Below are 21,103 nucleotides of genomic sequence, written 5' to 3'. Positions count from 1 at the left end.
GTCCGGACGGAAGGGGGGACGGTTCCTTTCTCGGTCCGGGTGTCCGGGCGAAGGGGGGACGGTTCTTCACTCGGTCCGGCTGTCCGGGTGTCCGGACGGAAGGGGGGACGGTTCCCTTCTCGGTCCGGGTGTCCGGACGGACCGAGTAAGGAACCGTCCCCTCGGCCGCGGCGTCAGGGTCACAGACGCGGTTCATGCCCCTTCGCTGGTGGAGGGTGAATCGGAGCGATACCTCCGTTCGGGGCGCCGCCCACGTGCCTGGGCTGGGACGGGCGCGGACCCGAGCGGCCCTACCATTCGTGGCATGACTCTCGCCCAGTCGCTGCTCGGCTTCACGCTGCTGGCTGTCGTGGTGGCGGTCACGCCGGGGCTCGACACGGTGCTCGTGCTGCGACAGGCGCTCCGCGGCGGGCGTCGGACGGCGTTCGCCGCCGCGGCCGGAATCTGCCTCGGCGCACTCGTCTGGGGAGTGGCCGCCGCGGCGGGCGTGGCGGCGCTGTTCGTCGCGTCGCAGCTGGCCTACGCGATCCTTCGGTGGGCCGGCGTGGTCTTCCTGCTCTACCTTGCCGTCACCTACCTGCGCTCCGCGGCCCGCGGCCAGGCCCACACCGACCTGTCGGGCTCGGTCGGTACCGCGCGCGAGGCCTTCGTCAAGGGACTCCTCACCGACCTGCTGAACCCCAAGATGGCGGTCTTCTACCTGACCGTGCTGCCGCTCTTCCTGCCGGCCGGCTACGCACCGGCGCTGGCCGGAGCGATCCTCGCCGGCGTCCACGCGCTGGTGGCGTTCGCCTGGTTCTCGGTGATCATCGTCGGCGCGCACGCCGTCCGCGGCTTCCTGACCAGCCGCCGTGGCGGACGCGCCATCGACGGCGCCGCCGGCCTGGCCATGCTCGGCTTCGGCCTGGTCCTCGGCCTCGAGCGCTGACGCCGTCCGCGACCTCCTCTTCGTCGAACGCGCCCTCCTGCGGTTCCACCGGACCGCCACGCTCCCGAAAAGCGGCCTTGCTCCCGGAAATCCGGGAGCAAGGCCGCTTTTCGGGAGCTTCCAGGACGGGCGGGACGGGTACGGCGCCGCCACGGAGCGGGAAGCAGGAACAGCGGTGTGCCGCTAGACCGGGTTGATCCGGACGCTGTCGATGCTCGCGTCCGGCGGCAGGTCGACGGCCAGGCGGACGGCGCGCGCGACCTCGGCGGGGTCGAGGTGGGTGTCGGGGACGTACGGCGTGCCCTGGAGGGTGTTGAGCTGGGCCTGCATGTCGGTGGCGACCCGGCCGGGGTGGACGGAGGTCACCCGGACGCGGCCGCGCTCGTCCAGGCGCAACGCGTCGGCCAGCGCGGTGAGCGCGTACTTGGACGCCGAGTACACCGCGAAGCCGCGATGGGTGGTCAGGCCGGCGCCGGAGTTGAGGAACACCACCAGCCCGTGCGCGGCCCGCAGGCGGGGCAGCAGCAGGCGGGTGAGCGTCGCGGGTGCGACGACGTTGAGTTCCAGCGCCTCCCGCCACTGGGCGGTGCTGGAGTCGGCGAGCGCGCCGAACGCCACCACCCCGGCCGAGTGCACCAGCACGTCCAGGCGCTCGATGCCCTCCACCGCCGCCGCGAGTGCGACGTCGTCGGTGAGGTCGACCGCGAAGGGCTCGGCGGATTCCAGGCCCGCCACGACGTCGCCGACGAGGTCGGCGTTCCTGCCCCCGACCAGCACGTGGTGGGTGGGCGAGAGGGCCAGCGCGATCGCACGTCCGATGCCGCGGGACGCGCCGGTGACGAGGGCCACCGGGCGGCTCATCGTGGGCACCGCCGCAGGCGGTCGGCGGAGCCGGGCGGAGAAGAGGGCCTTCGTGGGATCCCGAGGGTGCTCATCCGGCGAACACCGCGATCGCGACCGGGATCACCCAGAGCACGGCGAGCACCTGCAGGATCGGGTCGGACAGCACGACGTCCTCCGGCTCGCCGGCCCGGCCCTGGTCGATCTTCATCGCGTAGCGCAGGACGGCCAGCGTGAACGGGGCGATCGAGATCGTCGTCCACGGGATGCCCCACACCGACGCCGCGCCCTGCTCGAACGCCCACAGGCTGTAGGACATGATCACGATCGCGATCGACACCGACCACACCTCGCGCAGGTACGACTTCGTGTAGCGCTCCAGGCTGGCCCGCGTCCCCGCCTCGGTGCCCAGTTCCTTCAGCTCGGAGTAGCGCTTGCCCGCGACCATGAACAGCGATCCGAACGACGCGACCAGCAGGAACCACTGGGACAGCGGCAGACCGGACGCCACGCCGCCCGCGACCGCGCGGAGCAGGAAGCCGGCCGCCACCATGGCCAGATCGATGATCGGCTGGTGCTTGAGGAACAGCGAGTAGATCACCTGAAGCACCCAGTAGGACGCCAGGGTCACACCGAGCAGGGGCGCCACCCAGAACCCGATCACCAGGGACGCCGCCAGCGTGACGGCTGCCAGGACGTAGGCGGTCGGGATGGACAGCTCGCCCGCGGCGATCGGCCGGAACTTCTTCTTGGGGTGCAGCCGGTCGGCCTCGACGTCGCGGCTGTCGTTGATCAGGTAGATCGACGCGCTGACCAGCGAGAACGACACGAAGGCCCAGGCGGAGGCGATCAGGGTCGCGGGCTCGAAGAGGCGGCCGGCGGCCAGCGGGGCGGCCAGCACGAGGACGTTCTTCACCCACTGCTTGGGGCGCATCGCCCGCAGCCAGGCGGGCAGCACGGACTTCGTCGGCGCCACCTCGGGGAGGTTCTCGGTGTCAGTCATGGCACTCCAAGGCTATCGCCACCGGCTCGGCAGCATTCGAGGCGGTGCTGCGGGTCACGAGGTCGTCCAGAGCGTGTGCCAGCGGACGCCGAGCTGCCCGAACAGGTCCCGCAGCAGCGGCAGGCTGATCCCCACCACCGCGTGCGGGTCGCCGTCGACCGCGGTCACGTAGGCACCGCCGAGGCCGTCGATGGTAAACGCGCCGGCCACGCTCAGGGGCTCACCGGAGGCGACGTAGGCGGTGATCTCGTCGTCGGCGAGGTCCGCGAAGGAGACCGCCGTGGTCGCGACGCCGGAGGCGGTGCCGGACATCTCGCCCAGCCGGATCACGTGGTGGCCGGTGTGCAGGTGCCCGGTCCGTCCCCGCATCCGTTGCCAGTAGCCGACGGCGGCCTCCGGCGTCCCCGGCTTGCCGAGCGGCTCCCCGTCCAGCTCGAGCAGGGAGTCGCAGCCGACGACGAGGGTGCCCGCCTGAGCGGGGACGGTTCCGCTCCCGGTCCATCCGGGTCGCGGTGGACCGGGAGCGGAACCGTCCCCGGGTGGTCCGGGGGCGGCGTCGCGCGCGGGGATCATCAGGGACGCTGCCACCGCCTCGGCCTTGGCGCGGGCCAGCGCCTGGACGAGGCCGGGCACATCGGGCGCGGTGAAGGCGTCCTCATCCACGTGCGAGACCACCACCCGCGGCGCGAGGCCGGCCCGGGTGAGGGTGTCCAGCCGGGCCGCGGAGGCCGAGGCCAGGACCAGTTCCGGTGCGGGCTCAGCGACCAAGGATCTGCCCGAGCAGGTCGCCGAGGACGTCGCCCGACCCCTGCTGCGTGGTCTGCCGCGCCGGCGGGGAGGCGACGGTGTCGTCGGTGCCGGTGGGGATCTGCATGCCGCTCGGGTTGCCGGGAGCGTTGAACACGCCGCCGAGGCTGCCGTCGGCGCCCGCCTGGGGGCCGGAGCCGTAGCCGGTGGTGGCCGTCGCGCCGTCCGTCCCCGCTGCGCCGCCGAGGATCTGCCCGAGAATGTCGCCGAGGCCACCCGATCCGGTCGTGGACGACGCCGCACCGCCACCGAAGAGGCCGCCGAGCAGGTCGCCGAGAATGTTCCCCGAGCCCCCCGACGAAGGTTGCGCGGAGCCCATCCCCATCCGGCTGGCCAGGTAGCTCATCACGATCGGGGCGAGCAGGGGCAGCAGCTTGCTGAGCAAACCGCCACCGAGACCACTGACCGCCTGCAGCCGGTTCGGGTCGTCGGCCAGTGCGTGGGCGACGATCTTCTGGCCGTCGGCGGTGTCGACGGCGTGGAGATCGATCGTGTCGCCGTACAGTCCGCTGCCCGCGTGCTGCTCGAGCGCGCCGAGCAGGCCGGAGGCGCCGTCGGCCGAGCCGGCGTTCGCCTGCAGGCTGTTGATCAGGGTCGGGATGGCCGCCGCGGCGGCGCTGCGTGCGGTCGCCTCGTCCGTGCCGAGGGCCGCGGCCAACTGGCTGGCGTCGATACTGCCCAGAATGTCCTCGATGGCGCCCATCGTCATCTCCTTTCTTGTCGGCTCCGCCGACCTGTTCGAACCGGGGTGCGCAGCCACCGCGGCCCGACAACCCGGCGGGGGTGGATCACCTACATACGGAAACTGCTTCGCCACGCCTCCCTTCCTGGAACCAGTGGCGTGCGGACGGTGTGCCAGTAGGAGCGCCAGCCACCGGCCAGCGTGCTGGTGGCCGGGGCGTGCGGTGCCGGACGCGCCCGGCGGAGCGCCACGACCACGGCGGCGAGTGCGGCGAGCTCCTCGTCGCTCGGGCTGCCCGCGACGACCTGGATCAGAGGCGCCGTCGCGTCGGGCTGCGGGGTGCTCACAGCGGGATGTTCCCGTGCTTCTTGGGCGGTAGCTGCATGCGCTTGGTGCGCAGCAGCCTCAGCACGCGGATCACCTGGGCCCTGGTCTCGTGCGGGTAGATCACCTTGTCCACGTAACCGCGCTCGGCGGCGACGTAGGGGTTGGCGAGGGTGTCGTTGTACTCGTCGATCAGCTCGGCGCGCCGGCCGGCCGGGTCGGAGGCGTCGGCGAGGTCCCGCTTGTAGAGGATGTTCACCGCACCTTCCGCGCCCATCACCGCGATCTGGGCGGTCGGCCAGGCGAGGTTCACGTCCGCGCCGAGCGGTTTGGAGCCCATCACGCAGTACGCGCCGCCGTAGGCCTTGCGGGTGATCACGGTGACCAGCGGCACGGTGGCCTCCGCGTAGGCGTAGATCAGCTTGGCGCCGCGGCGGATGATCCCGTCCCACTCCTGGTCGGTGCCGGGCAGGAAGCCGGGCACGTCCTCGAAGGTCAGGATCGGGATGTTGAACGCGTCGCAGGTGCGGACGAACCGGGCCGCCTTCTCCGAGGCCTTGATGTCGAGGCAGCCGGCGAACACCATCGGCTGATTGGCGATCACGCCGATCGAGCGGCCCTCGACGCGTCCGAACCCGCAGACGATGTTCGGCGCGTAGAGGCTGTGCACCTCGAGGAACTCGTCGTCGTCCAGCACCCGCCGGATCACCTCGTGCATGTCGTAGGGCTGGTTGGGCGAGTCGGGGATGAGCGTGTCCAGGACGAGGTCGTGCTCGGTGATCGTGAGGTCGGCCTCCTCCTCGTCGAACACCGGCGGGTCCTCGAGGTTGTTCTGCGGCAGGTAGGTGATCAGCTGCCGCACGTACTCGATCGCGTCCTGCTCGTCGGCGGCGAGGTAGTGGGAGTTGCCCGACCTCGTCGAGTGCGTCCGGCCGCCGCCCAGTTCCTCCATCGTCACGTCCTCGCCGGTGACGGTCTTGATCACGTTCGGGCCGGTGATGAACATCTGGGAGGTCTGGTCGACCATGATCACGAAATCGGTCAGCGCGGGGGAGTAGACGTGGCCGCCTGCCGCCGCACCCATGATCAGCGAGATCTGCGGGATCACGCCGGAGGCGAGGGTGTTGCGCCGGAAGATCTGGGAGTACAGGTCGAGGGAGACCACGCCCTCCTGGATGCGGGCGCCCCCGCCCTCGTTGATGCCGATGATCGGGCAGCCGGTCTTGATGGCGAAGTCCAGGATCTTCACGATCTTCTCCCCGTACACCTCGCCGAGCGCGCCGCCGAAGATCGTCACGTCCTGGCTGAACACGCACACGGGGCGGCCGTGGATGGACCCGACGCCGGTGATCACCCCGTCGGTGTAGGGACGCCGCTCCTCCATGCCGAAGGAGGTGGAGCGGTGTCGGGAGAAGCGGTCGAACTCGGCGAAACTGTCCTCGTCCAGCAGGGCGTTCACCCGCTCGCGCGCGGTCATCTTCCCCTGGGCGTGGACCTTCTCGATCGCGGCGGCGCTGGACGGGTTCAGCGCCTCGTCCTTGCGGACGCCGAGGTCGGCGAGCTTCGCGCGGGTGGTCTGGGTGTCCGAGGCCATGTGCTGACCATAGCGCCGCGTGCTGGACCCGGGCATAGGGTCTGGGCGTGAATCCGTCCCAGACTTCGCCCCTCGTCGACGCCGACCGGCTGGCGGGGGCGCTGGTGCGTCCCGGCACCGTCTGGACGGGGGTGTCCAGCGTCACCTCGACCGGGTCGACCAACGCCGACCTCGCCGCGGCGGCGCGGGCCGGCGCCCCCTCGGGGACCGTCTTGGTCAGTGACCACCAGAGTGCCGGGCGGGGACGGTTCGCGCGGGTCTGGGAGGCGCCCGCCGGGACGTCGCTGGCGATGTCGGTGCTGCTGCGTCCGCCGGCCGCCCTGCCTTCGGAGCGGTGGCTGTGGCTGCCGCTGGTGGCGGGGCTGGCGGTCGCGGAGGGGATCGGGATCGGGTGCGGGCCGGCCGCCGAGGTGAAGTGGCCCAACGACGTGCTGATCGGCGGCAGGAAGGTGTGCGGCATCCTCTGCGAGCGGGTGGACGCAGGCGAGCCGGCGGCCGCGATCCTCGGGATGGGGCTCAACACCACGCTCGGCGAGGACGAGTTGCCGGTCCCCACCGCGACGTCGCTCGTGCTGGCCGGCGCCGAGGTCGACCCGACCGGGGTTGCCGCGGCCGTCCTCGCGGCGTTGGGCCGGTGGTACACCCGCTGGCTGGCCGCCGACGATCTGCGCGCCGAGTACGCCGCGCGCTGTTCGACGGTGGGACGCCCGGTCCGTGTCGAGGTGTCGAGGGACCAGGTGGTCGAGGGCACCGCGACGGGCGTCGACGATGCCGGCCGCCTGCTGGTCGAGGTGGCCGGCCGGGTGCGCAGCTTCGCGGCCGGCGACGTGGTGCACCTGCGCTGACCCCGGTCACGGAGCGCGGATCGGGCCTCGCGAACGGCCGCGGGCGTCGGTTCGGGGTGGCTGGGGCCGCGCCCGAGGGGCCACGACGCCCGGGCTGTGCCACCATTGCCGCATGGGCCTGGATCCGCAACTTCTCGGCAAGGACGAGGTCGTCGTCCTGCACCTGCGCACGCATGTGAAGGCGCTGATCGTGCCCGCGCTGCTGCTCGTCGTCGTCTCCGTGCTCACGGGGTTCGCCTTCGCCCTGCTGCCGCAGGCCTGGCGTCCGGTGGGCAGTTGGGTGGTGGCGCTGGTGGCGCTGGTGGCGCTGGGCGTCTGGGTGGTGGTCCCGTTCCTGCGCTGGATGTCGTCGACCTACACGTTCACGAACCGTCGCATCATCACCCGTCGCGGCATCCTGGTGAAGAGCGGTCACGATCTGCCGTTGACGCGGATCAACAACGTGGCCTACCGCCGGGGTCCGATCGACCAGTTGCTGGGCTGCGGCACCCTGGTCCTGACCACGGCCGCGGACCAGCCGGTGACGCTGGAGGACATCCCCGACGTCGAGCGGGTCCATGTCGTGATGACCGAGTTGCTGTTCAGCGGGGACGATCCGATCCACCAGCCGACGCTGCGGGACGAATGAACGAGGCATCGATCGCCGGCGGGGCCACGCCGAGGCTGGCGCTGCGCACCCAGTTGGTGCGGTTCGTCGTCACCGGTGGACTGTCGGCGGTGGTCGACTTCGGCCTGCTGGTGGTGCTGATGAACCTGGCCGGCCTCGACCACACCCCGGCGAAGGCGCTGTCGTTCGTCGCCGGCACGACGACCGCGTACCTGATCAACCGCCGCTGGACGTTCCAGGCGGAGCCCTCGAAGCGCCGGTTCGCCGCCGTCGTCCTGCTGTACGGGCTCACCTTCGTGCTCCAGGTCGGACTCTTCGCCGTCCTCTACCCCTGGGTGCTGACCCTGTCCGGCGGCCAGACGGCCGCCCAGGTCGTGGGCTTCGTGATCGCCCAGGGCGTCGCGACGGCCGTGAACTTCGTCGTGCAGCGAGCCCTGATCTTCCGCTGAGGCCACCCGGCACCCTCTCTGCCCCCGTTCGCCGCGACGGTTCCCACCCGTTCGGGGGACGGTTCTGTTCCCGTTCGGTGGTCTGTCCCTCTTCCCGTTCGGGGGACGGTTCTGTTCCCGTTCGGTGGTCTGTCCCCTTTCCCGTTCGGGGGGACGGTTCCGGCCTGCCGGGTCACGGCAGGCCGTCCCACCTGCCGCGGGCCTACAGGACGGTCATCTGCTGGGGCTCGACCAGGACGCCGCTGGCGGTCGGAAGGTCGGAGGGGAGCACGCGGTAGACCCGCTTGCCCCGCGCCTCGGCGATGAACGTGGCCGGCACACCGTCGACGTAATGGACGCCGGCGCCGTCGTCGGCGCCCCATCCCCCCGGCAGGTCACCGGAGGCGACCGCCTCGGTGAACGCCGGGGCGCGCTCGGCCTCCCCGTCGAAGTGCGGGCAGAAGCTCCCCGGGAGCAGGCCCAGCCCGCCGCGCCACGGCCGGAAGTCGCCGAACGAATCGGTGATACAGCCGTCGTACCAGCACGCGCCACCCGCCGACACGCCGGCCAGGACGACATCTCCCGCGGCGTAGCGCGCGCGGATCGCGTCGTCCACCCCGTGCGCGCGCCACAGCGCCATCAGGTTCACGGTGTGGCCGCCGCCGACGAGCAGCAGGTCCGCGTCCGCCAGTCTCCCGACGGACGCCGCCGAGCCGCCTCCCCACAGGGTGAGCACCATCGTGCGGACACCGAGCGTTCCGTAGGCCAGCAGGAACCTGTTGATGTACTGCGGGTCGTCCGCGGACGCCGTCGGGGCGAAGCAGACCAGCGGCGACGGCTTCCCGGTGAGTTCGACGAGGTAGCGGTCGAGGTTCGTCGGGGCGGAGAAGGTCGACATCGAGAACCCGCCGCCACCCATGGCGACGATGTGGGCGGTCATGACTCCATCTTGGCAGAGCGGGTCCCACCCGTACCGCCGAACGCCGAGGTCCGGCCACCGCACGGCACGCGGACCGGCCGCGCCGGCGGCGTCGGTGCCCGGCAGCGGATCTCACCGGCTCCGGCGGGCTGCCCAGGGCCGGGCGGCCCCATTAGGCTCGCCGGGGTGAGGACTCCTGCGGCGACGATCGGCGTGATCGGTGGCGGCCAGCTGGCCCGGATGATGCACGCCGCGTCCATCGGGCTCGGCCTGCGGCTGCGGCTCCTGGCCGAGGGTCCGGACGTCTCCGCGGCCCAGGTGGTGCGCGAGGTCGAGGTCGGCGACTACACCGACCCGGCCGTGGTGGCGGCCTTCGCGGCCGGCTGCGAGGTGGTCACCTTCGACCACGAGCACGTGCCCACACCGATCCTGCACGACCTCGAGGCGGCGGGCGTCGCGGTCCGCCCGGGACCGGACGCGCTCGTGCACGCCCAGGACAAGGCGGTCATGCGCGCGCGGCTGGCCGCCCTCGGCGTCCCCTGCCCGGCCAATGCCGTCGTGGCGGACGAGGCGGCGCTGGTCGCTTTCGGGGACGCGCGCGGCTGGCCCTGCATCGCCAAGACGTCCCGCGGCGGCTACGACGGCAAGGGCGTGTGGAAGCTCGACGGACCCCAGGATGCGCACGTTCCCTTCGACGGCCTGGCCGGGCTGCGGGCGAACGCGGTCGTGATCGCGGAGGAGTTCGTCGACTTCACCCGCGAACTGAGCGTGCTGGTGGCCCGCCGCCCGGGCGGGCAGGCGGTGGCCTACCCGGTCAGCGAGACCGTCCAGACCGGCGGCGTCTGCACGGCGACCACGACTCCCGCGCCAGGCCTGCGTCCCGACCAGGTGCGCGACCTGACCGCGATGGCGATGCGGATCGCGGACGAGCTCGGCGTGGTCGGAATTCTCGCCGTCGAGCTGATGGAGGCCAGTGACGGACGGGTCGTCGTGAACGAACTCGCGATGCGTCCGCACAACACCGGCCACTGGAGCATCGACGGCGCGGTGACCAGCCAGTTCGAGAACCACCTGCGCGCCGTCGCGGACCTGCCGCTCGGCTCGACGGCCGTGCTCGCCCCGGTCTCGGTGATGGTGAACGTCCTCGGCGGCAGCAGGACGGACCTGCTCGGCGGCCTGGCCGACGTGATGGCCGCCGACCCGGCGCTGAAGGTGCAGCTGTACGGCAAGGATGTGGTGCCGGGACGCAAGGTCGGGCACGTCACCGCGCTCGGCGACGACGTGGACGAGACGAGAGCGCGGGCCTGGCGTGCGGCCCGTCACCTGATCGGAGACGACGATGAGTGAACAGCCCCTGGTCGGGATCGTGATGGGCTCGGACTCCGACTGGCCGGTGATGCAGGCCGCAGCGGACGCCTGCGCGGAGTTCGGCGTCCCCTTCGAGGCGGACGTGGTCTCCGCCCACCGGATGCCAGAGGAGATGGTGGCCTACGGGCGCGGCGCGCACGGCAGGGGGCTGAAGGCGATCATCGCCGGTGCCGGCGGGGCCGCCCACCTGCCCGGCATGCTGGCCGCGCTCACCCCGCTGCCGGTGATCGGGGTGCCGGTCCCGCTGAAATACCTCGACGGCCTGGACTCGCTGCTCTCGATCGTGCAGATGCCGGCCGGCGTCCCGGTGGCCACGGTGGCGATCGGCAACGCCCGCAACGCCGGCCTGCTCGCGGTCCGGATCCTCGCCGCGTCCGATCCGGCTCTCGCCGAGCGGATGGTCGCCTTCCAGGAGTCGCTCCGCGACGCCGCCCGCGCGAAGGGCACCGCCGTCCGCGCCCGCTGACCGGCACGCACCGGTTGCCCGTCGCACGACCTCAGGAAACCCACCCACCACCGGGGCGGTAGGGATCCTGACAAGTCGGTGAGGGGCGGCGCGGCACCCGGGCTGGTTTCCGGCTGCCGGTAATACTGGGAGGCGCCCGAGCAGCCGACCCTGCAGGAGTTCCATGGCCACCACAGCCCAGCCCGCCGGCCAGGCGCTGCCGTCCCCGCTGCGCCGCAGCCAGGGGATCGCGCTGCGCCGCGCGCTGGTGCTGATGGGGATGACCCTGCTCGTTCCCGGGTCCGCCCAGCTGGCCGTGGGCCAGCGCCGGCTCGGCCGGGTCGCGTTCCGGATCTGGGCATCGCTGATCGTGCTGGTGCTCCTCGGCGGGCTCCTCCTGCTCACCCCTGCCCGGGGGTTCGTGATCGGGCTCTACGCCAACCAGATCACGCTCACCGGGTTGCGCTGGCTCGTCCCGGTGCTCTCCCTCGGCTGGATCGTCCTGCTCCTCGACGCGTGGTGGCTGGCCAACCCGCGGCACCTCTCCGCGGTGGGCAAGGGGGTCTCCGGCGCCCTCGCGGTGATCCTCGCCGCGACCAGCGGGACGGTGGCCTGGGCGGCGTCCGGTTCCTTCGCCACGCAGGCGGAGGTCGTCAGCAATGTGTTCGGGGGCGGGGGCTCCAGCCAGGCGGAGAACGGACGGATCAACGTCCTGCTGCTCGGCGGCGACGCGGGCAAGGACCGCACCGGGCTGCGCCCGGACTCGATGACGGTGGCCAGCATCGACGCCCAGACCGGGCGGACGGTGCTGTTCAGCCTGCCGCGCAACCTCCAGCACGCCCCGTTCCCCGCCGACTCGCCGCTGCACGCCAAGTACCCGAACGGCTACTACTGCAAGGTGAAGGACCTGTCCGACGCCTGCCTGCTGAACGGCATCTACACCCTCGCCGTGAACAACAAGAAGCTCTTCCCCGGGGTGAAGTACCCCGGCGTGGAGGCGACCAAGGGCGTCATCGAGGAGATCCTCGGGCTCAGGATCAACTACTGGGCGATGATCGACCTGAAGGGTTTCGAGGACCTGATCGACGCGGTCGGCGGCATCCGGCTCGACATCGGGCAGAAGGTGCCGGTGGGCAGTGTGGACGGGCCCAAGGGCGTCTACGAATGGATCATGCCGGGCAAGAACGTCCACCTGGACGGCTTCCACGCCCTGTGGTTCGCCCGCTCCCGGGAGTACTCCAGCGACTACGTGCGGATGATCCGCCAGAAGTGCGTGCTGAACGCCATGCTGCGCCAGCTCAACCCGACCACCGTGCTCACGAAGTTCCAGGCCATCGCGAAGGCCGGCGAGCAGATCGTCGCAACCAATGTGCCGACCTCCGACCTCGGCACCCTGCTCGACCTGGCCATGAAGGGCAAGACGCTGCCGATGGCCTCGGTCAGTTTCACTCCGCCGCTGATCACGCCGGCCAGTCCGGACTTCGCCAAGATCCGGACGGTGGTCACCCAGAGCATCGCCGAGTCCGAGGCGAAGGACGCGAGCCCGAGCAGTTCGGCGTCCGCGTCCGCCTCGCCGACCGCGAAGTCCACCTCGAAGAAGAACACCAGCACCGACACGTCCAACCTGGACAGCATCTGCAAGGTGAGCGGCTGAACGCTGTCCTGTCTCACCCGGAGTGTCGCAGGTACGCCAGTACCGCGAGGACGCGTCGGTGCACTCCGCCGTCGTCGGAGATCCCGAGCTTGTGAAGCATCCGGGCGATGTGCGATTCGACGGTCCGCTCGCCGATGAACAGGCGCTGGGCGATGGCCTCGTTGCTGAGCCCTTCCGCGACCAGGGACAGGACCTCGAGTTCACGCTCGGAGAGCCGATCGACCGGGTCGTCCCGGCGGCGTCGCCCGACCAGTCTCGCCACGAGCACCGGGTCGATGACCAGCTCGCCGCGGGTGACCCGGTCGAGGGCGTCGACGAGCACGGCAATGTCGGAAACCCGGTCCTTGAGGAGGTAGCCGGTGCCCTGCGGGTAGTCCTCGACAAGTCGCAGGGCGTATCCCGGCTCGACGTGCTGGGAGAGCACGAGCACTCCGACCGCGGGGTACCGATCCCGAATCCGCTCGGCAGCGCGGAGGCCCTCGTCGGTGAAGGTGGGTGGCATCCGGATGTCGATGATGACGGCGTCCGGGGAGTCCGCGCCGACCACCGCCTCCAACACCGACGCTTCGGCGAGGCGGTGGGCCACCGTGACACCGGCGTCCTCCAGCAGCCGAGACAACCCGTCCCGGATGAGCATGGAGTCGTCGACGACGATCACTCGCACGGCAACACCGCCGTGAGTGTCCGGTCCACCCAGTCCAGCCTGCCACCGATGGCCCCGACGCGGTCGGCAACGTGGCCAGGGACGGGGCCGGCGTAGCCAGTGAGGGAGACGACGACCGTGCGATCGCCGTCCTCGAGCCGGACGCACAGGTCTCCCCTCGCCCGAGCGACGGCATCGTGGACGAGTATGTAGGCGGCGCGTTCGACGGCGGCCGGCGCCCTGTGGGCCAGCTGGTCATCGACGATCACAGCGACCTCGGCGTCGTCGGCCAGAGCGTCCAGCGCCGAGGCCAGCCCGGACGCGTCCAGGGCTGCCGGGTACACGCCGTGCGCGAACTCCCGGATGCCGGCGACCAGATCGCGGACGCCATCGGCGATCGCGCCGAGTTCTGCGGCGGTGGCGTCCGCACCGGTCCGTTCGGCCCGGGATCGCGCCAGCGCCACCTCGTAGAGCGCGCCGAGGAGCTCTGCCTGGACCACGTCGTGGATGGAGCGCTCGACCGCGCGGCGGGTGTCGTCGGCCGCCGCGACGACCCGCTCCCGGGAGGCCTGGACCTCGACCAGCCGGGCATGCAGCTCGGCCTGGAGCCGCTCGTTGTCGACGGCGAGGCGGGCAGCTGATCCGATCACGTCCTCGAGCTCTGCCGGGTTCCGGTCGCGCCGCGTGAGCGAGATCGCAGCGAGGCGCTCACCGGCGCGTCGCAGCGAGACGGGCCACTCCTCGGCGTCGGGCACCGGGGTGCCCGCGGCGTCCACGAAGGTGTGCTGTTCGGTGAGCCAGTAGGCCACCCGGATGCCGGGGTCGCCCAGGGCGTGGGCCAGAACGCCTTCGAGCGTGCCGAGCGCCGGAGCGTCCCCGAGTTCGGCTGCGAGCTGGCGGAGCCTTCTTCGGCGGAGGATCGTGCCGACGGGCTGGAGTCCGACAGCGACCACGAAACCTGCCAGGGCGATCACGCCGGCTCGAGCGAGCAGGAGCGGGGCGGTGCGCTCGGGCCCCCGTGCCGCCGCGACGACGGTGATGACGGCAGCAGCGGCGGTGAGCACGAGGGCGAGATCGAGCGCACCGGCACGGAGTCGCCGCCGGTGAAGCCAGACGCGGGCCGCGAGCACGGCCGTCAGGGCAGCCACTGCTGCGGTCGCGAGCGCGAGCACCGGGACGGCGAGGCGAGCGGCGACCGGCGAGGGCCACGGGGCGACATCCTGGAGCGAGCAGTCGATCCAGCAGTCCGCGTCGTGGAACGGATCCCGGACGGCGAACACGATCAGCGACGCGAGCGCGACGAGGCCGCCGCTGCCGATGACCAGGGACCGGCTCCGGCCGTCCCGGCGAGCGACCGGTTCGAGCGGAGCGACGATCAGGAGGGGCGCGACGATGCCGCCGACCGACCGTGCCCACGCAGGGGCCTGTTGCCAGCTCAGCACGACGCCGCCGGTGAGACACACCAGTGCGGCAGCGGCGGCCCAGCCGTCAGCGCGCCAGGGAAGCCCTCGACGGCCCAGGACCAGCAGGCACCCCGTGCCCGCGGCCGCCAGCAGCCACGCAACGACAACGCTCCCCACGCCGACCGCGCGATCGACGGAGAACGGCCCGGCAACCGTGCCGCCGGTCACCGCCCAGGCCGTCACCAGCGCGAGCAGCACACAGCCTCCCGCAGCAATTGAGCGCACGGTGGACCCGGCCGTCATGCTGTCATTGTGACGCGATCGCCACCAGACTGATTGCGTGCCAGCACGTGCGCGAATTCCGTACGGCGCCGGACGCCAGTTGCTGGAGCGATTTCTAGGCTCCCGGCCATGAACAGCACGCACAAGCCGCTGGCGGTGGCTCTGACCGCCCTCGCACTCTCGACCGCTCTGGGCGGCTGCACGACCACCCCTGTCGACCTCGGCTACACCGGCGACCCGATCACCCTCAGCATCGGCACCGACGACTCCCCGGGCGTGCCCTCGGCCGAGGCGATCAGCCACTTCGTCGATGGGGTGAAGACCCTCAGCGGCGGCCTGATCACCATCGAACCGAAGTGGCACGCCGAAGGCGACGGTCCTGAGTGGGACCAGAAGGTCGCTGCGCTGGTGCGCACGGGCGACCTCGACCTCGCGCTGGGGCCGACGTGGGCCTGGGACGTGCTCGGCGTCCATTCGTTCGAGCCGATCCAGACGCCGTTCCTCATCGACTCCGACGGCCTGGCCGGAAAGGTGGTCGCCGACCCCGAGCTGGCCGGAGACCTGATGGCCGGGCTGCCTGACGCCGGTGTGCACGGCGTCTCGCTGTGGCCCGAGGGCCTGCGGCACCCCTTCGGCTTCGAGAAGCCGCTGACCTCGCCGGAGGACTTCGCGGGCAAGCTCTTCCGCTCCCCGAAGTCTGACGCGAGTTCCAGGTTGTTCGAGGCCTACGGTGCCACGACGACCGACGACGATCCGGACGCCACCCGCATGGTCGGCTCGCACGCCGAGTACGCACTCCGCCCGAACGGCATCGGCGCGGTCAATGTCACCTTCTTCCCCAAGGTCAACGTGCTGTACGCGAACCAGACACGCTGGGAAGGGCTCGGCGCCGGCGCCCAGTCGGTGCTCGCCAGGGCTGCCGCCGCGACGCAGGACTGGGCGATCGGGCGGGCCAGCGACGTCGATGCGGGCACCGAGTTCTGCAGTGACGGCAGCCGGACGCTGGTGGCCGCCACCGACGACCAGGTGAACGCCCTGGTGGCGAAGGCTCGGCCGGTCATCGACGCGGTGACGAAAGCGCACCCCGACGTCGTCGCAGCGATCACCGCCCTGAAGGGTGGCCTGCCGGCACCGACCTACGCGGCCACCTGCGATGGAGCTGCAGACATTCCGACGACGCTGGCCGGCATCCCGAACGGCACCTACCGCAAGAAGATCACCGAACAGGACCTCGCGGCCGCCGGCCTGAACAACGACGACGGCACGTCCGGGGTCTGGACGCTCGTCGTGAACAGCGGGCACTGGTCGCAGACCTGCCGCCCCCTCTCGGCTCCCGGTGTGGACTGCGGCCACACGGATTCCACGGACGAGCTCGACTCGGGCACCTTCATGGGCGACGACTCGGTGGCGTGGATGGTGTCGGACCACGCGTCCTTCGCCGCGCAGCGGCTGGAATGGTCGCTCGACGGCAAGGATCTCGTCTTCACCGCGGGCGACTCTCCGGGCAACGAGACGACCCTCAAGACCTACGTGCGTATCGGCGGTGCCGGCTCCGAGCCATCGGCGGAGTCGAGGCTCAACGGCACCTACCGCTTCACGCTGACTCCGCCGGACTTCACCGGCGCGGGGCTGAGCGAGAAGGACGCCGAGGACAATGCGGGCGTGCAGACCTTCGTGCTGACGGACGGGAAGGCCAGCTACCAGCTGGATCCCAGCCAGCGTCCGTCCCGGGCAGACGATGCCGCCGACGGCACGTACCAGGTCAATGGCGACGAGATCACCTTCGCCTTCCCGTCCTACGACAACGAGGTCGACCATCTCAGGTTCTCGGTGAAGCCGGGCGGCGACCTCGCCATGACCTGGGTGTCGGGCAGCGACCCGAAGGTCGAGGTCTACATGGCGAGCAAGGTCTGGAGGAAGGTGACGTGAGTCGACGCCTGGCCGCCATGGCTGCCACCCTCCTGCTGGTCGCGGGCGGAGGGTGTACGGCGTCCGGCTCCAAAGCGGGCGGAATCGAGCCGGAAGTCGTCCTGCGCCTGGCGCTCGTCGAGAACACCAACGCGCCCTATGCCAGTGCCGTGCGTGGCTTCGCGGATCGCGTCGGCAACCTCACCGACGGCCAGGTGCGCGTCGAGCTCGACTTCGAGGCCATCGGCTGGACGAGTGCCTCCGAGGGCACGATCGCCGACATGGTCCGGGACGGGAGGACGGACCTCGCCCTGGTGCCGCCGCGAGCGTTCGACACGGTCGGCATCGGCGGGTTCGAGGCGCTGCAGACGCCGATGCTCATCGACACCCCTGAGCTCGCCGGCGCGGTGGCCACCGGAGACCTCGCCGCGAGGCTCCTCGACGGCCTGTCCGATGACGGAGTGGTCGGTCTCGGCCTGCTGTACGAGGGGCTCCGCCGGCCACTGGCGACCAAGGGCGCGCTCACCGAGGTCGGGCAGTTTCGCGGCCTGTCGATTCGCGTCCCTCCATCTGGCATGAGCGAGGAGCTGTTCCGGACGCTCGGGGCGACGCCCGACCATGCCGACAGCCACACGATCGACAGCACCGGGACGCCGTTCGCCCTTGTCGAGACCGAGTTCGACCTTGCGATCACAGACTTTCGCCACGGCAGCACCGTGACCGCCAACGTGGTGTTCTTCCCCAAGTACGACGCCCTGCTGGCCAACCCGGCCGTGTTCGAACGACTGAGCGACAGCGAGCGCCAGGCGTTGCGCGACGCCGCGGGCGAGACCGCCGCGGCGTCCGTCCGGACCTCGAGCGACGACGAAGCGCTCGCGGCGAGGTTCTGCGCGGCCGGTGGCCACGTGGCACTGATGTCGGCCGGGCAGCTGGATGCGATGCGGCGGGCGGTCGCACCCGTGGTCGATCGACTGCGTTCCGCCGCTGACTCAGGAGCCACCGTCGCGGCGATCGAATCGCTCGCGAGGACGCTCAGCCTGCCGGGGTGGGATGTCCCGCCGGCCTGCCTGCCGCCGACGGGGGACGGGGCGCAGCTGCCGTCCAGTCCTCCGCCGCCGGAGCCTCCGCGCTGACGGTCGTCCCGGACTGGGTGGACACAATGGTCAGCCGGCCGCCCAGCGCTTCGACGCGGTCGGCGAGACCCGCGAGCCCGGTGCCGGCCGACGTGACCGCCCCACCGACCCCGTCATCGACCACCGTCGCGCTGACCCGTCCGTCCGAGACGTCGTAGCGCACGCTCACGTGGGTGGCGTTGGCGTGTTTGGCGACGTTGGAGAGCGCCTCGGCGATGACCGCGTAGAGCGTGTCCTCCACGGCGGCGGACGCACGGCCCCCGGTCAGTTCGACCGCGGCGTCCAGGGCGGTGACCAGCGGCAACCGGCGCACCGCCGCAGCCACGCCGTCGTCCAGGCCCGCCGGACGCAGTCCCTCGATCGCGGCGTCGAGACTGCCGCCGGCCCGAACGAGTCCTTCCGCGACGCCGAGGCGGGCGGCGTCCTCGGTGAGTGCCCGGAGCGGCCCTGTTGCGGTCTCGGTGAGCGCGGCGGCGAGGCGAGCCCGCTCATCGGCGGCGGAGGTGACGAGCCGGCGCCTCGAGGCGGTGACCTCGGCGATGGCGACCTGAACCTCATCGCGGGCCGTGGCGTTGGCGCGCTCGAGCCGCTCCGCATGCTCGATCGCGGTGCGCAACTCGGGTTCCAGGCCGGGCTCGGCGCGCAACCGTTCGAGCAAGGAGGCGACGTCCCGACCCGTCGTGGTGCCCAGATCGACGGCCAGATCCGCGAGGTCCGCGCGGCTCGGCACCCGGACCAGCGCTCCGGACGCAGCGAGCGTCGCGAGCACGAGCGCGTCGTACGCTGCGATCACCTCGGTCCGTCCCACGCCGAGCCGACTCGCCACGGTGGGTCCGAGGATCGCGGCCACGAGGAGCCCGGCGGGCACCAGCCAGGTGCGGTCCTGCCGGACGGCCGCCTCACCGACGGCTGCCGTCGCGATGAGCCCGGCGAGAAGGAGCGCGGCCACGTCCTGTTGCCAGGGCGTACCGAAGAGGGACGCGACGCCGACGAGCGCCACCGTCCCGGCAGCGGGCCGGCTGCGCGGCCACAGTCGCGGCGCGGCGAGGACGAGCAGGGTCAGCGCCCCGCGGTGCCAGTACAGGGCCGGACTCCAGAGCGTGCCCAGCCACCACGCGGCCGCGACGACGAGGGCGAGCCGCGCTGTGCTCGACCTCCAGGTGACAACCGCGACCGCGATCCCGGCCGCACCGACCGCCGCGTCCGGCAGCCACTGGGCGACCGGCTGGTGCGCGTACGCGGTGGAGATCGCGGCCACCCCGAGCCCGACAGCACCGAATGCGAGCGCGATCCTCATCGGGCCAGTGTGCGGCACGGACGCCCGGATGATCTCGGTGACCAGATCGCCTGGCTGCACGCTGGGTGGAGTCAGCCGCGGGAGGCGTGGTGGCGCACGGCCGGGCTGCTCGCCTGCGCGCGCCCCTCAGAGCGTGCCGGAGCCGAGGATCGAGAACACCCACGTGCCGACCTCGCTGGTGACCGCCCTGCCGGTGTCGAAGTCGGGGACGCGGGTCATCACGCACAGGCGGTAGTGGCGTCCGTCGCCCTCCACGGCGCCCATCGAGTTGACCGCCCACAGGCCGTCGGTGGACTTGAACTGCACCCAGCCGTTCTTCAGGTGGACGTTGACGCTGGACGACTTCGGCTGGCCGACACCCCAGGTCTGGTCCTGCTCGACCTGGCCCATCAGGTTCCACAGGTAGGCGCACTCGTCGTCGGTCAGCGCGCTCGAGCCGCCCGTGGACAGGGTCCGCACCAGCAGTACCTGGTCGCCCGGTGTGGTCCACGTCCAGCTCCACTGGTCGGACTTCGCCTCGTCGAGGTGCGTGTGGGTCATCTTCAGGTCGTCGGCGAGGGTCTGATAGGTCTGGTAGCCGGCGAAGGCCCACAGCGCGCTGGCCGCGTCGTTGTCGGAGTTCTCGATCGCCCTGGTGGCATTGGTGGCGTTGTCGCCGGTCAACGGACCGCCCGCCTTCCGCATCGCCATCGACACGATCATCGGCTTCGCCATCGACGCGCTCTGGCTGGCGTAGTCGCCGTTGAAGCTGTACGTCCCGCCGGTCCGGACGTCCTCGACGTACACGCCGAAGTTGGTCGAGCCGTTCGCGATCGTGGTCAGCACCTGGTCCAGCTGATCCTTGATCGCCCCTGTCGGCGAGGCCGTCGGACGGGGGATGTTCACCGCCCCGGAGCAGCCCATCAGGGTGCTGGCGGCCAGCCCTCCGGCGAGGGCACCGGTCGTGGTGAGCAGGGCACGGCGGGAGATCATGCGCGGGTCCGTCCGGTCGGGGGCGTGGCGTTCGCCATCATGCCATCCCGCCGGTGACGCGCTCGGCGGCGACGAGCCGGGCGAGGGCGTCGGCGTCCACCGGGCCGTCGACGACGACGGCGGATCCGCCGCCCAGGATCGGGCCCAGCACGGCGTCGACGAGGGTCTGCCAGGCCGTGGTGGGGCGGACGAGCACCCGTTCGGGGCCTGCCCGGTCGGCGACGGCGCTCGATCCCGTGGTGGGGTCGAGGGCGTCCAGGCTCAGGCTCCGTGCCGCGTCGATCCAGACCGGGGTGGTGGGTCGGCCGGACACGGACAGGTGCGCGTCCGGCTGGGCGAGCGCCTCCCTGCTGAAGTCGAGGACGCCGTCAGGAAGGTCGCCCAGACCCAGACCGAGCGGGTGCAGCGAGCAGGCCAGCGTCACCATGCCCGGCTGCGCACGGGGGTCCTCCGGACCCACGACGACCAGCTCGCTCGCCGCGTCCGGCTGATCGGCGAGGTAGCAGCAGCCGTGCTGCCAGGTGGCCAGCGGCCAGACCAGGCTCATCCAGTGGCCGGGGTGGGCCAGGCTGACCGGGCCCGCGACCCGCCCCTCCACGCCGAGGTCGTCGAGCAGGTTCGCGGTCTTGTCGACCCAGTTGGCGAAGGTCCGCACACTCAGCTCGGTGCGTCCGTCCGACTGCGGCCGGTACCACGTGAGCAGCGGCGCTGACCCGTCCCGCCGCACCCGGTCGGCCAGGGCTGTCACGACAGGGTTCTCCACCACGGCGCCCATGCTAGGTGGTCGAACGGCAGCCGGCTCCAGGACGACCGTCCCGCCGCGCCGGTCGCTGAACGGGAAAGGAACCGTCCCCTGAACGGGAAAGGAGCCGTCCCCCGAACGGATAGGGGACAGACCTGCGAACGGGAAAGGAACCGTCCCCGCCCGTTCAGGGGACGGTTCCTTTCCCGTTCGCAGGTCCGTCCCCGGTTCCCGTTCGCAGGTCCGTCCCCGGTTCCCGTTCGCAGGTCCGTCCCCGGT

General features: G+C 71.6%; 21 protein-coding genes. 9 read left to right on the top strand and 12 right to left on the bottom strand.

The genetic code is table 11. The features are described 5' to 3' along the window. The first annotated feature begins 304 nt into the window (after nt 1–304). On the top strand, nt 305–928 hold the full coding sequence (locus tag QM633_RS07045) for a LysE family translocator (protein WP_415153029.1): 624 nt from the start codon (nt 305–307) through the stop codon (nt 926–928). Nucleotides 929–1,111: 183 nt separating this feature from the next. Here the strand turns inward: QM633_RS07045 and QM633_RS07040 are convergent, their stop codons facing one another. From QM633_RS07040 to QM633_RS07015, 6 genes are all read right to left on the bottom strand, one after another. Then, nucleotides 1,112–1,789 (bottom strand): SDR family oxidoreductase, encoded by a 678-nt coding sequence (locus tag QM633_RS07040; protein WP_415153028.1) that lies wholly within the window; start codon nt 1,787–1,789, stop codon nt 1,112–1,114. 70 nt (nt 1,790–1,859) lie between these two features. Further along, nucleotides 1,860–2,771, bottom strand: a complete 912-nt coding sequence (locus QM633_RS07035) for a decaprenyl-phosphate phosphoribosyltransferase (protein ID WP_415153027.1) — start codon at nt 2,769–2,771, stop codon at nt 1,860–1,862. A 54-nt stretch (nt 2,772–2,825) separates the two neighbouring features. Continuing rightward, complete coding sequence (locus QM633_RS07030) at nt 2,826–3,539, bottom strand: Maf family protein (RefSeq protein WP_415153026.1); 714 nt, start codon at nt 3,537–3,539, stop codon at nt 2,826–2,828. Next, the gene (locus QM633_RS07025) at nt 3,529–4,281 is read right to left on the bottom strand and encodes a DUF937 domain-containing protein (RefSeq protein WP_415153025.1); all 753 of its coding nucleotides are present in this window, start codon (nt 4,279–4,281) and stop codon (nt 3,529–3,531) included. The genes QM633_RS07030 and QM633_RS07025 overlap by 11 nt, the downstream gene beginning before the upstream one ends. Before the next feature lie 89 nt (nt 4,282–4,370). Further along, nucleotides 4,371–4,607 carry an acyl-CoA carboxylase epsilon subunit gene (locus QM633_RS07020; protein ID WP_415153024.1) on the bottom strand — a complete coding sequence of 79 codons (237 nt, stop codon included), beginning with the start codon at nt 4,605–4,607 and terminating at the stop codon, nt 4,371–4,373. Further along, a complete protein-coding gene (locus tag QM633_RS07015) occupies nt 4,604–6,178 on the bottom strand; it encodes an acyl-CoA carboxylase subunit beta (protein WP_415153023.1) in 1,575 nt (524 codons plus the stop codon). The genes QM633_RS07020 and QM633_RS07015 overlap by 4 nt, the downstream gene beginning before the upstream one ends. 47 nt (nt 6,179–6,225) lie before the next feature. Here QM633_RS07015 and QM633_RS07010 point away from each other — a divergent pair, with 47 nt between their 5' ends. The 3 genes from QM633_RS07010 to QM633_RS07000 all read left to right on the top strand — a co-directional run bounded on the left by QM633_RS07010 (nt 6,226) and on the right by QM633_RS07000 (nt 8,079). Beyond that, nucleotides 6,226–7,023 carry a biotin--[acetyl-CoA-carboxylase] ligase gene (locus QM633_RS07010; protein WP_415153022.1) on the top strand — a complete coding sequence of 266 codons (798 nt, stop codon included), beginning with the start codon at nt 6,226–6,228 and terminating at the stop codon, nt 7,021–7,023. A 112-nt stretch (nt 7,024–7,135) separates the two neighbouring features. Beyond that, the gene (locus QM633_RS07005; RefSeq protein ID WP_415153021.1) at nt 7,136–7,651 is read left to right on the top strand and encodes a PH domain-containing protein; all 516 of its coding nucleotides are present in this window, start codon (nt 7,136–7,138) and stop codon (nt 7,649–7,651) included. Continuing rightward, nucleotides 7,648–8,079 carry a GtrA family protein gene (locus QM633_RS07000; protein WP_415153020.1) on the top strand — a complete coding sequence of 144 codons (432 nt, stop codon included), beginning with the start codon at nt 7,648–7,650 and terminating at the stop codon, nt 8,077–8,079. Before QM633_RS07005 ends, QM633_RS07000 begins: the two co-directional genes overlap by 4 nt. A 202-nt stretch (nt 8,080–8,281) precedes the next feature. Here QM633_RS07000 and QM633_RS06995 read toward each other — a convergent pair whose 3' ends face one another. Continuing rightward, the gene (locus QM633_RS06995; protein WP_415153019.1) at nt 8,282–8,998 is read right to left on the bottom strand and encodes a Type 1 glutamine amidotransferase-like domain-containing protein; all 717 of its coding nucleotides are present in this window, start codon (nt 8,996–8,998) and stop codon (nt 8,282–8,284) included. Nucleotides 8,999–9,163: 165 nt separating this feature from the next. Between QM633_RS06995 and QM633_RS06990 the strand changes: the two genes are divergently transcribed. The 3 genes from QM633_RS06990 (at nt 9,164) to QM633_RS06980 (ending at nt 12,444) form a co-directional block, all read left to right on the top strand. Beyond that, nucleotides 9,164–10,324 (top strand): 5-(carboxyamino)imidazole ribonucleotide synthase, encoded by a 1,161-nt coding sequence (locus QM633_RS06990; protein WP_415153018.1) that lies wholly within the window; start codon nt 9,164–9,166, stop codon nt 10,322–10,324. Next, nucleotides 10,317–10,811, top strand: coding sequence for a 5-(carboxyamino)imidazole ribonucleotide mutase (gene purE, locus QM633_RS06985; RefSeq protein WP_415153017.1), 495 nt, complete (start codon nt 10,317–10,319; stop codon nt 10,809–10,811). Before QM633_RS06990 ends, purE begins: the two co-directional genes overlap by 8 nt. 163 nt (nt 10,812–10,974) lie before the next feature. Then, a complete protein-coding gene (locus tag QM633_RS06980; protein ID WP_415153016.1) occupies nt 10,975–12,444 on the top strand; it encodes an LCP family protein in 1,470 nt (489 codons plus the stop codon). 13 nt (nt 12,445–12,457) lie between these two features. Here QM633_RS06980 and QM633_RS06975 read toward each other — a convergent pair whose 3' ends face one another. Both QM633_RS06975 and QM633_RS06970 read right to left on the bottom strand, forming a co-directional pair. Further along, nucleotides 12,458–13,108 carry a LuxR C-terminal-related transcriptional regulator gene (locus tag QM633_RS06975; RefSeq protein WP_415153015.1) on the bottom strand — a complete coding sequence of 217 codons (651 nt, stop codon included), beginning with the start codon at nt 13,106–13,108 and terminating at the stop codon, nt 12,458–12,460. Beyond that, nucleotides 13,099–14,793 (bottom strand): histidine kinase, encoded by a 1,695-nt coding sequence (locus QM633_RS06970; RefSeq protein ID WP_415153014.1) that lies wholly within the window; start codon nt 14,791–14,793, stop codon nt 13,099–13,101. The genes QM633_RS06975 and QM633_RS06970 overlap by 10 nt, the downstream gene beginning before the upstream one ends. Nucleotides 14,794–14,901: 108 nt before the next feature. Here QM633_RS06970 and QM633_RS06965 point away from each other — a divergent pair, with 108 nt between their 5' ends. Beyond that, a complete protein-coding gene (locus tag QM633_RS06965) occupies nt 14,902–16,701 on the top strand; it encodes a TRAP transporter substrate-binding protein (RefSeq protein WP_415153013.1) in 1,800 nt (599 codons plus the stop codon). After that, complete coding sequence (locus QM633_RS06960; RefSeq protein WP_415153012.1) at nt 16,698–17,813, top strand: TRAP transporter substrate-binding protein; 1,116 nt, start codon at nt 16,698–16,700, stop codon at nt 17,811–17,813. The genes QM633_RS06965 and QM633_RS06960 overlap by 4 nt, the downstream gene beginning before the upstream one ends. Here the strand turns inward: QM633_RS06960 and QM633_RS06955 are convergent. The 3 genes from QM633_RS06955 to QM633_RS06945 all read right to left on the bottom strand — a co-directional run bounded on the left by QM633_RS06955 (nt 17,713) and on the right by QM633_RS06945 (nt 20,848). Next, nucleotides 17,713–19,110, bottom strand: coding sequence for a sensor histidine kinase (locus QM633_RS06955; protein WP_415153011.1), 1,398 nt, complete (start codon nt 19,108–19,110; stop codon nt 17,713–17,715). The two genes, QM633_RS06960 and QM633_RS06955, sit on opposite strands and share 101 nt — an antisense overlap. Nucleotides 19,111–19,236: 126 nt before the next feature. After that, nucleotides 19,237–20,082 carry a serine hydrolase gene (locus QM633_RS06950; RefSeq protein WP_415153010.1) on the bottom strand — a complete coding sequence of 282 codons (846 nt, stop codon included), beginning with the start codon at nt 20,080–20,082 and terminating at the stop codon, nt 19,237–19,239. Nucleotides 20,083–20,119: 37 nt separating this feature from the next. After that, a complete protein-coding gene (locus QM633_RS06945) occupies nt 20,120–20,848 on the bottom strand; it encodes a TIGR03089 family protein (RefSeq protein ID WP_415153009.1) in 729 nt (242 codons plus the stop codon). Nucleotides 20,849–21,103: the final 255 nt, after the last annotated feature.

Origin of the sequence: Propionicimonas sp., from assembly GCF_047606205.1 — a bacterium.
Lineage (GTDB): Bacteria > Actinomycetota > Actinomycetes > Propionibacteriales > Propionibacteriaceae > Propionicimonas.
This window is presented reverse-complemented; position numbering and strand designations above follow the sequence as displayed.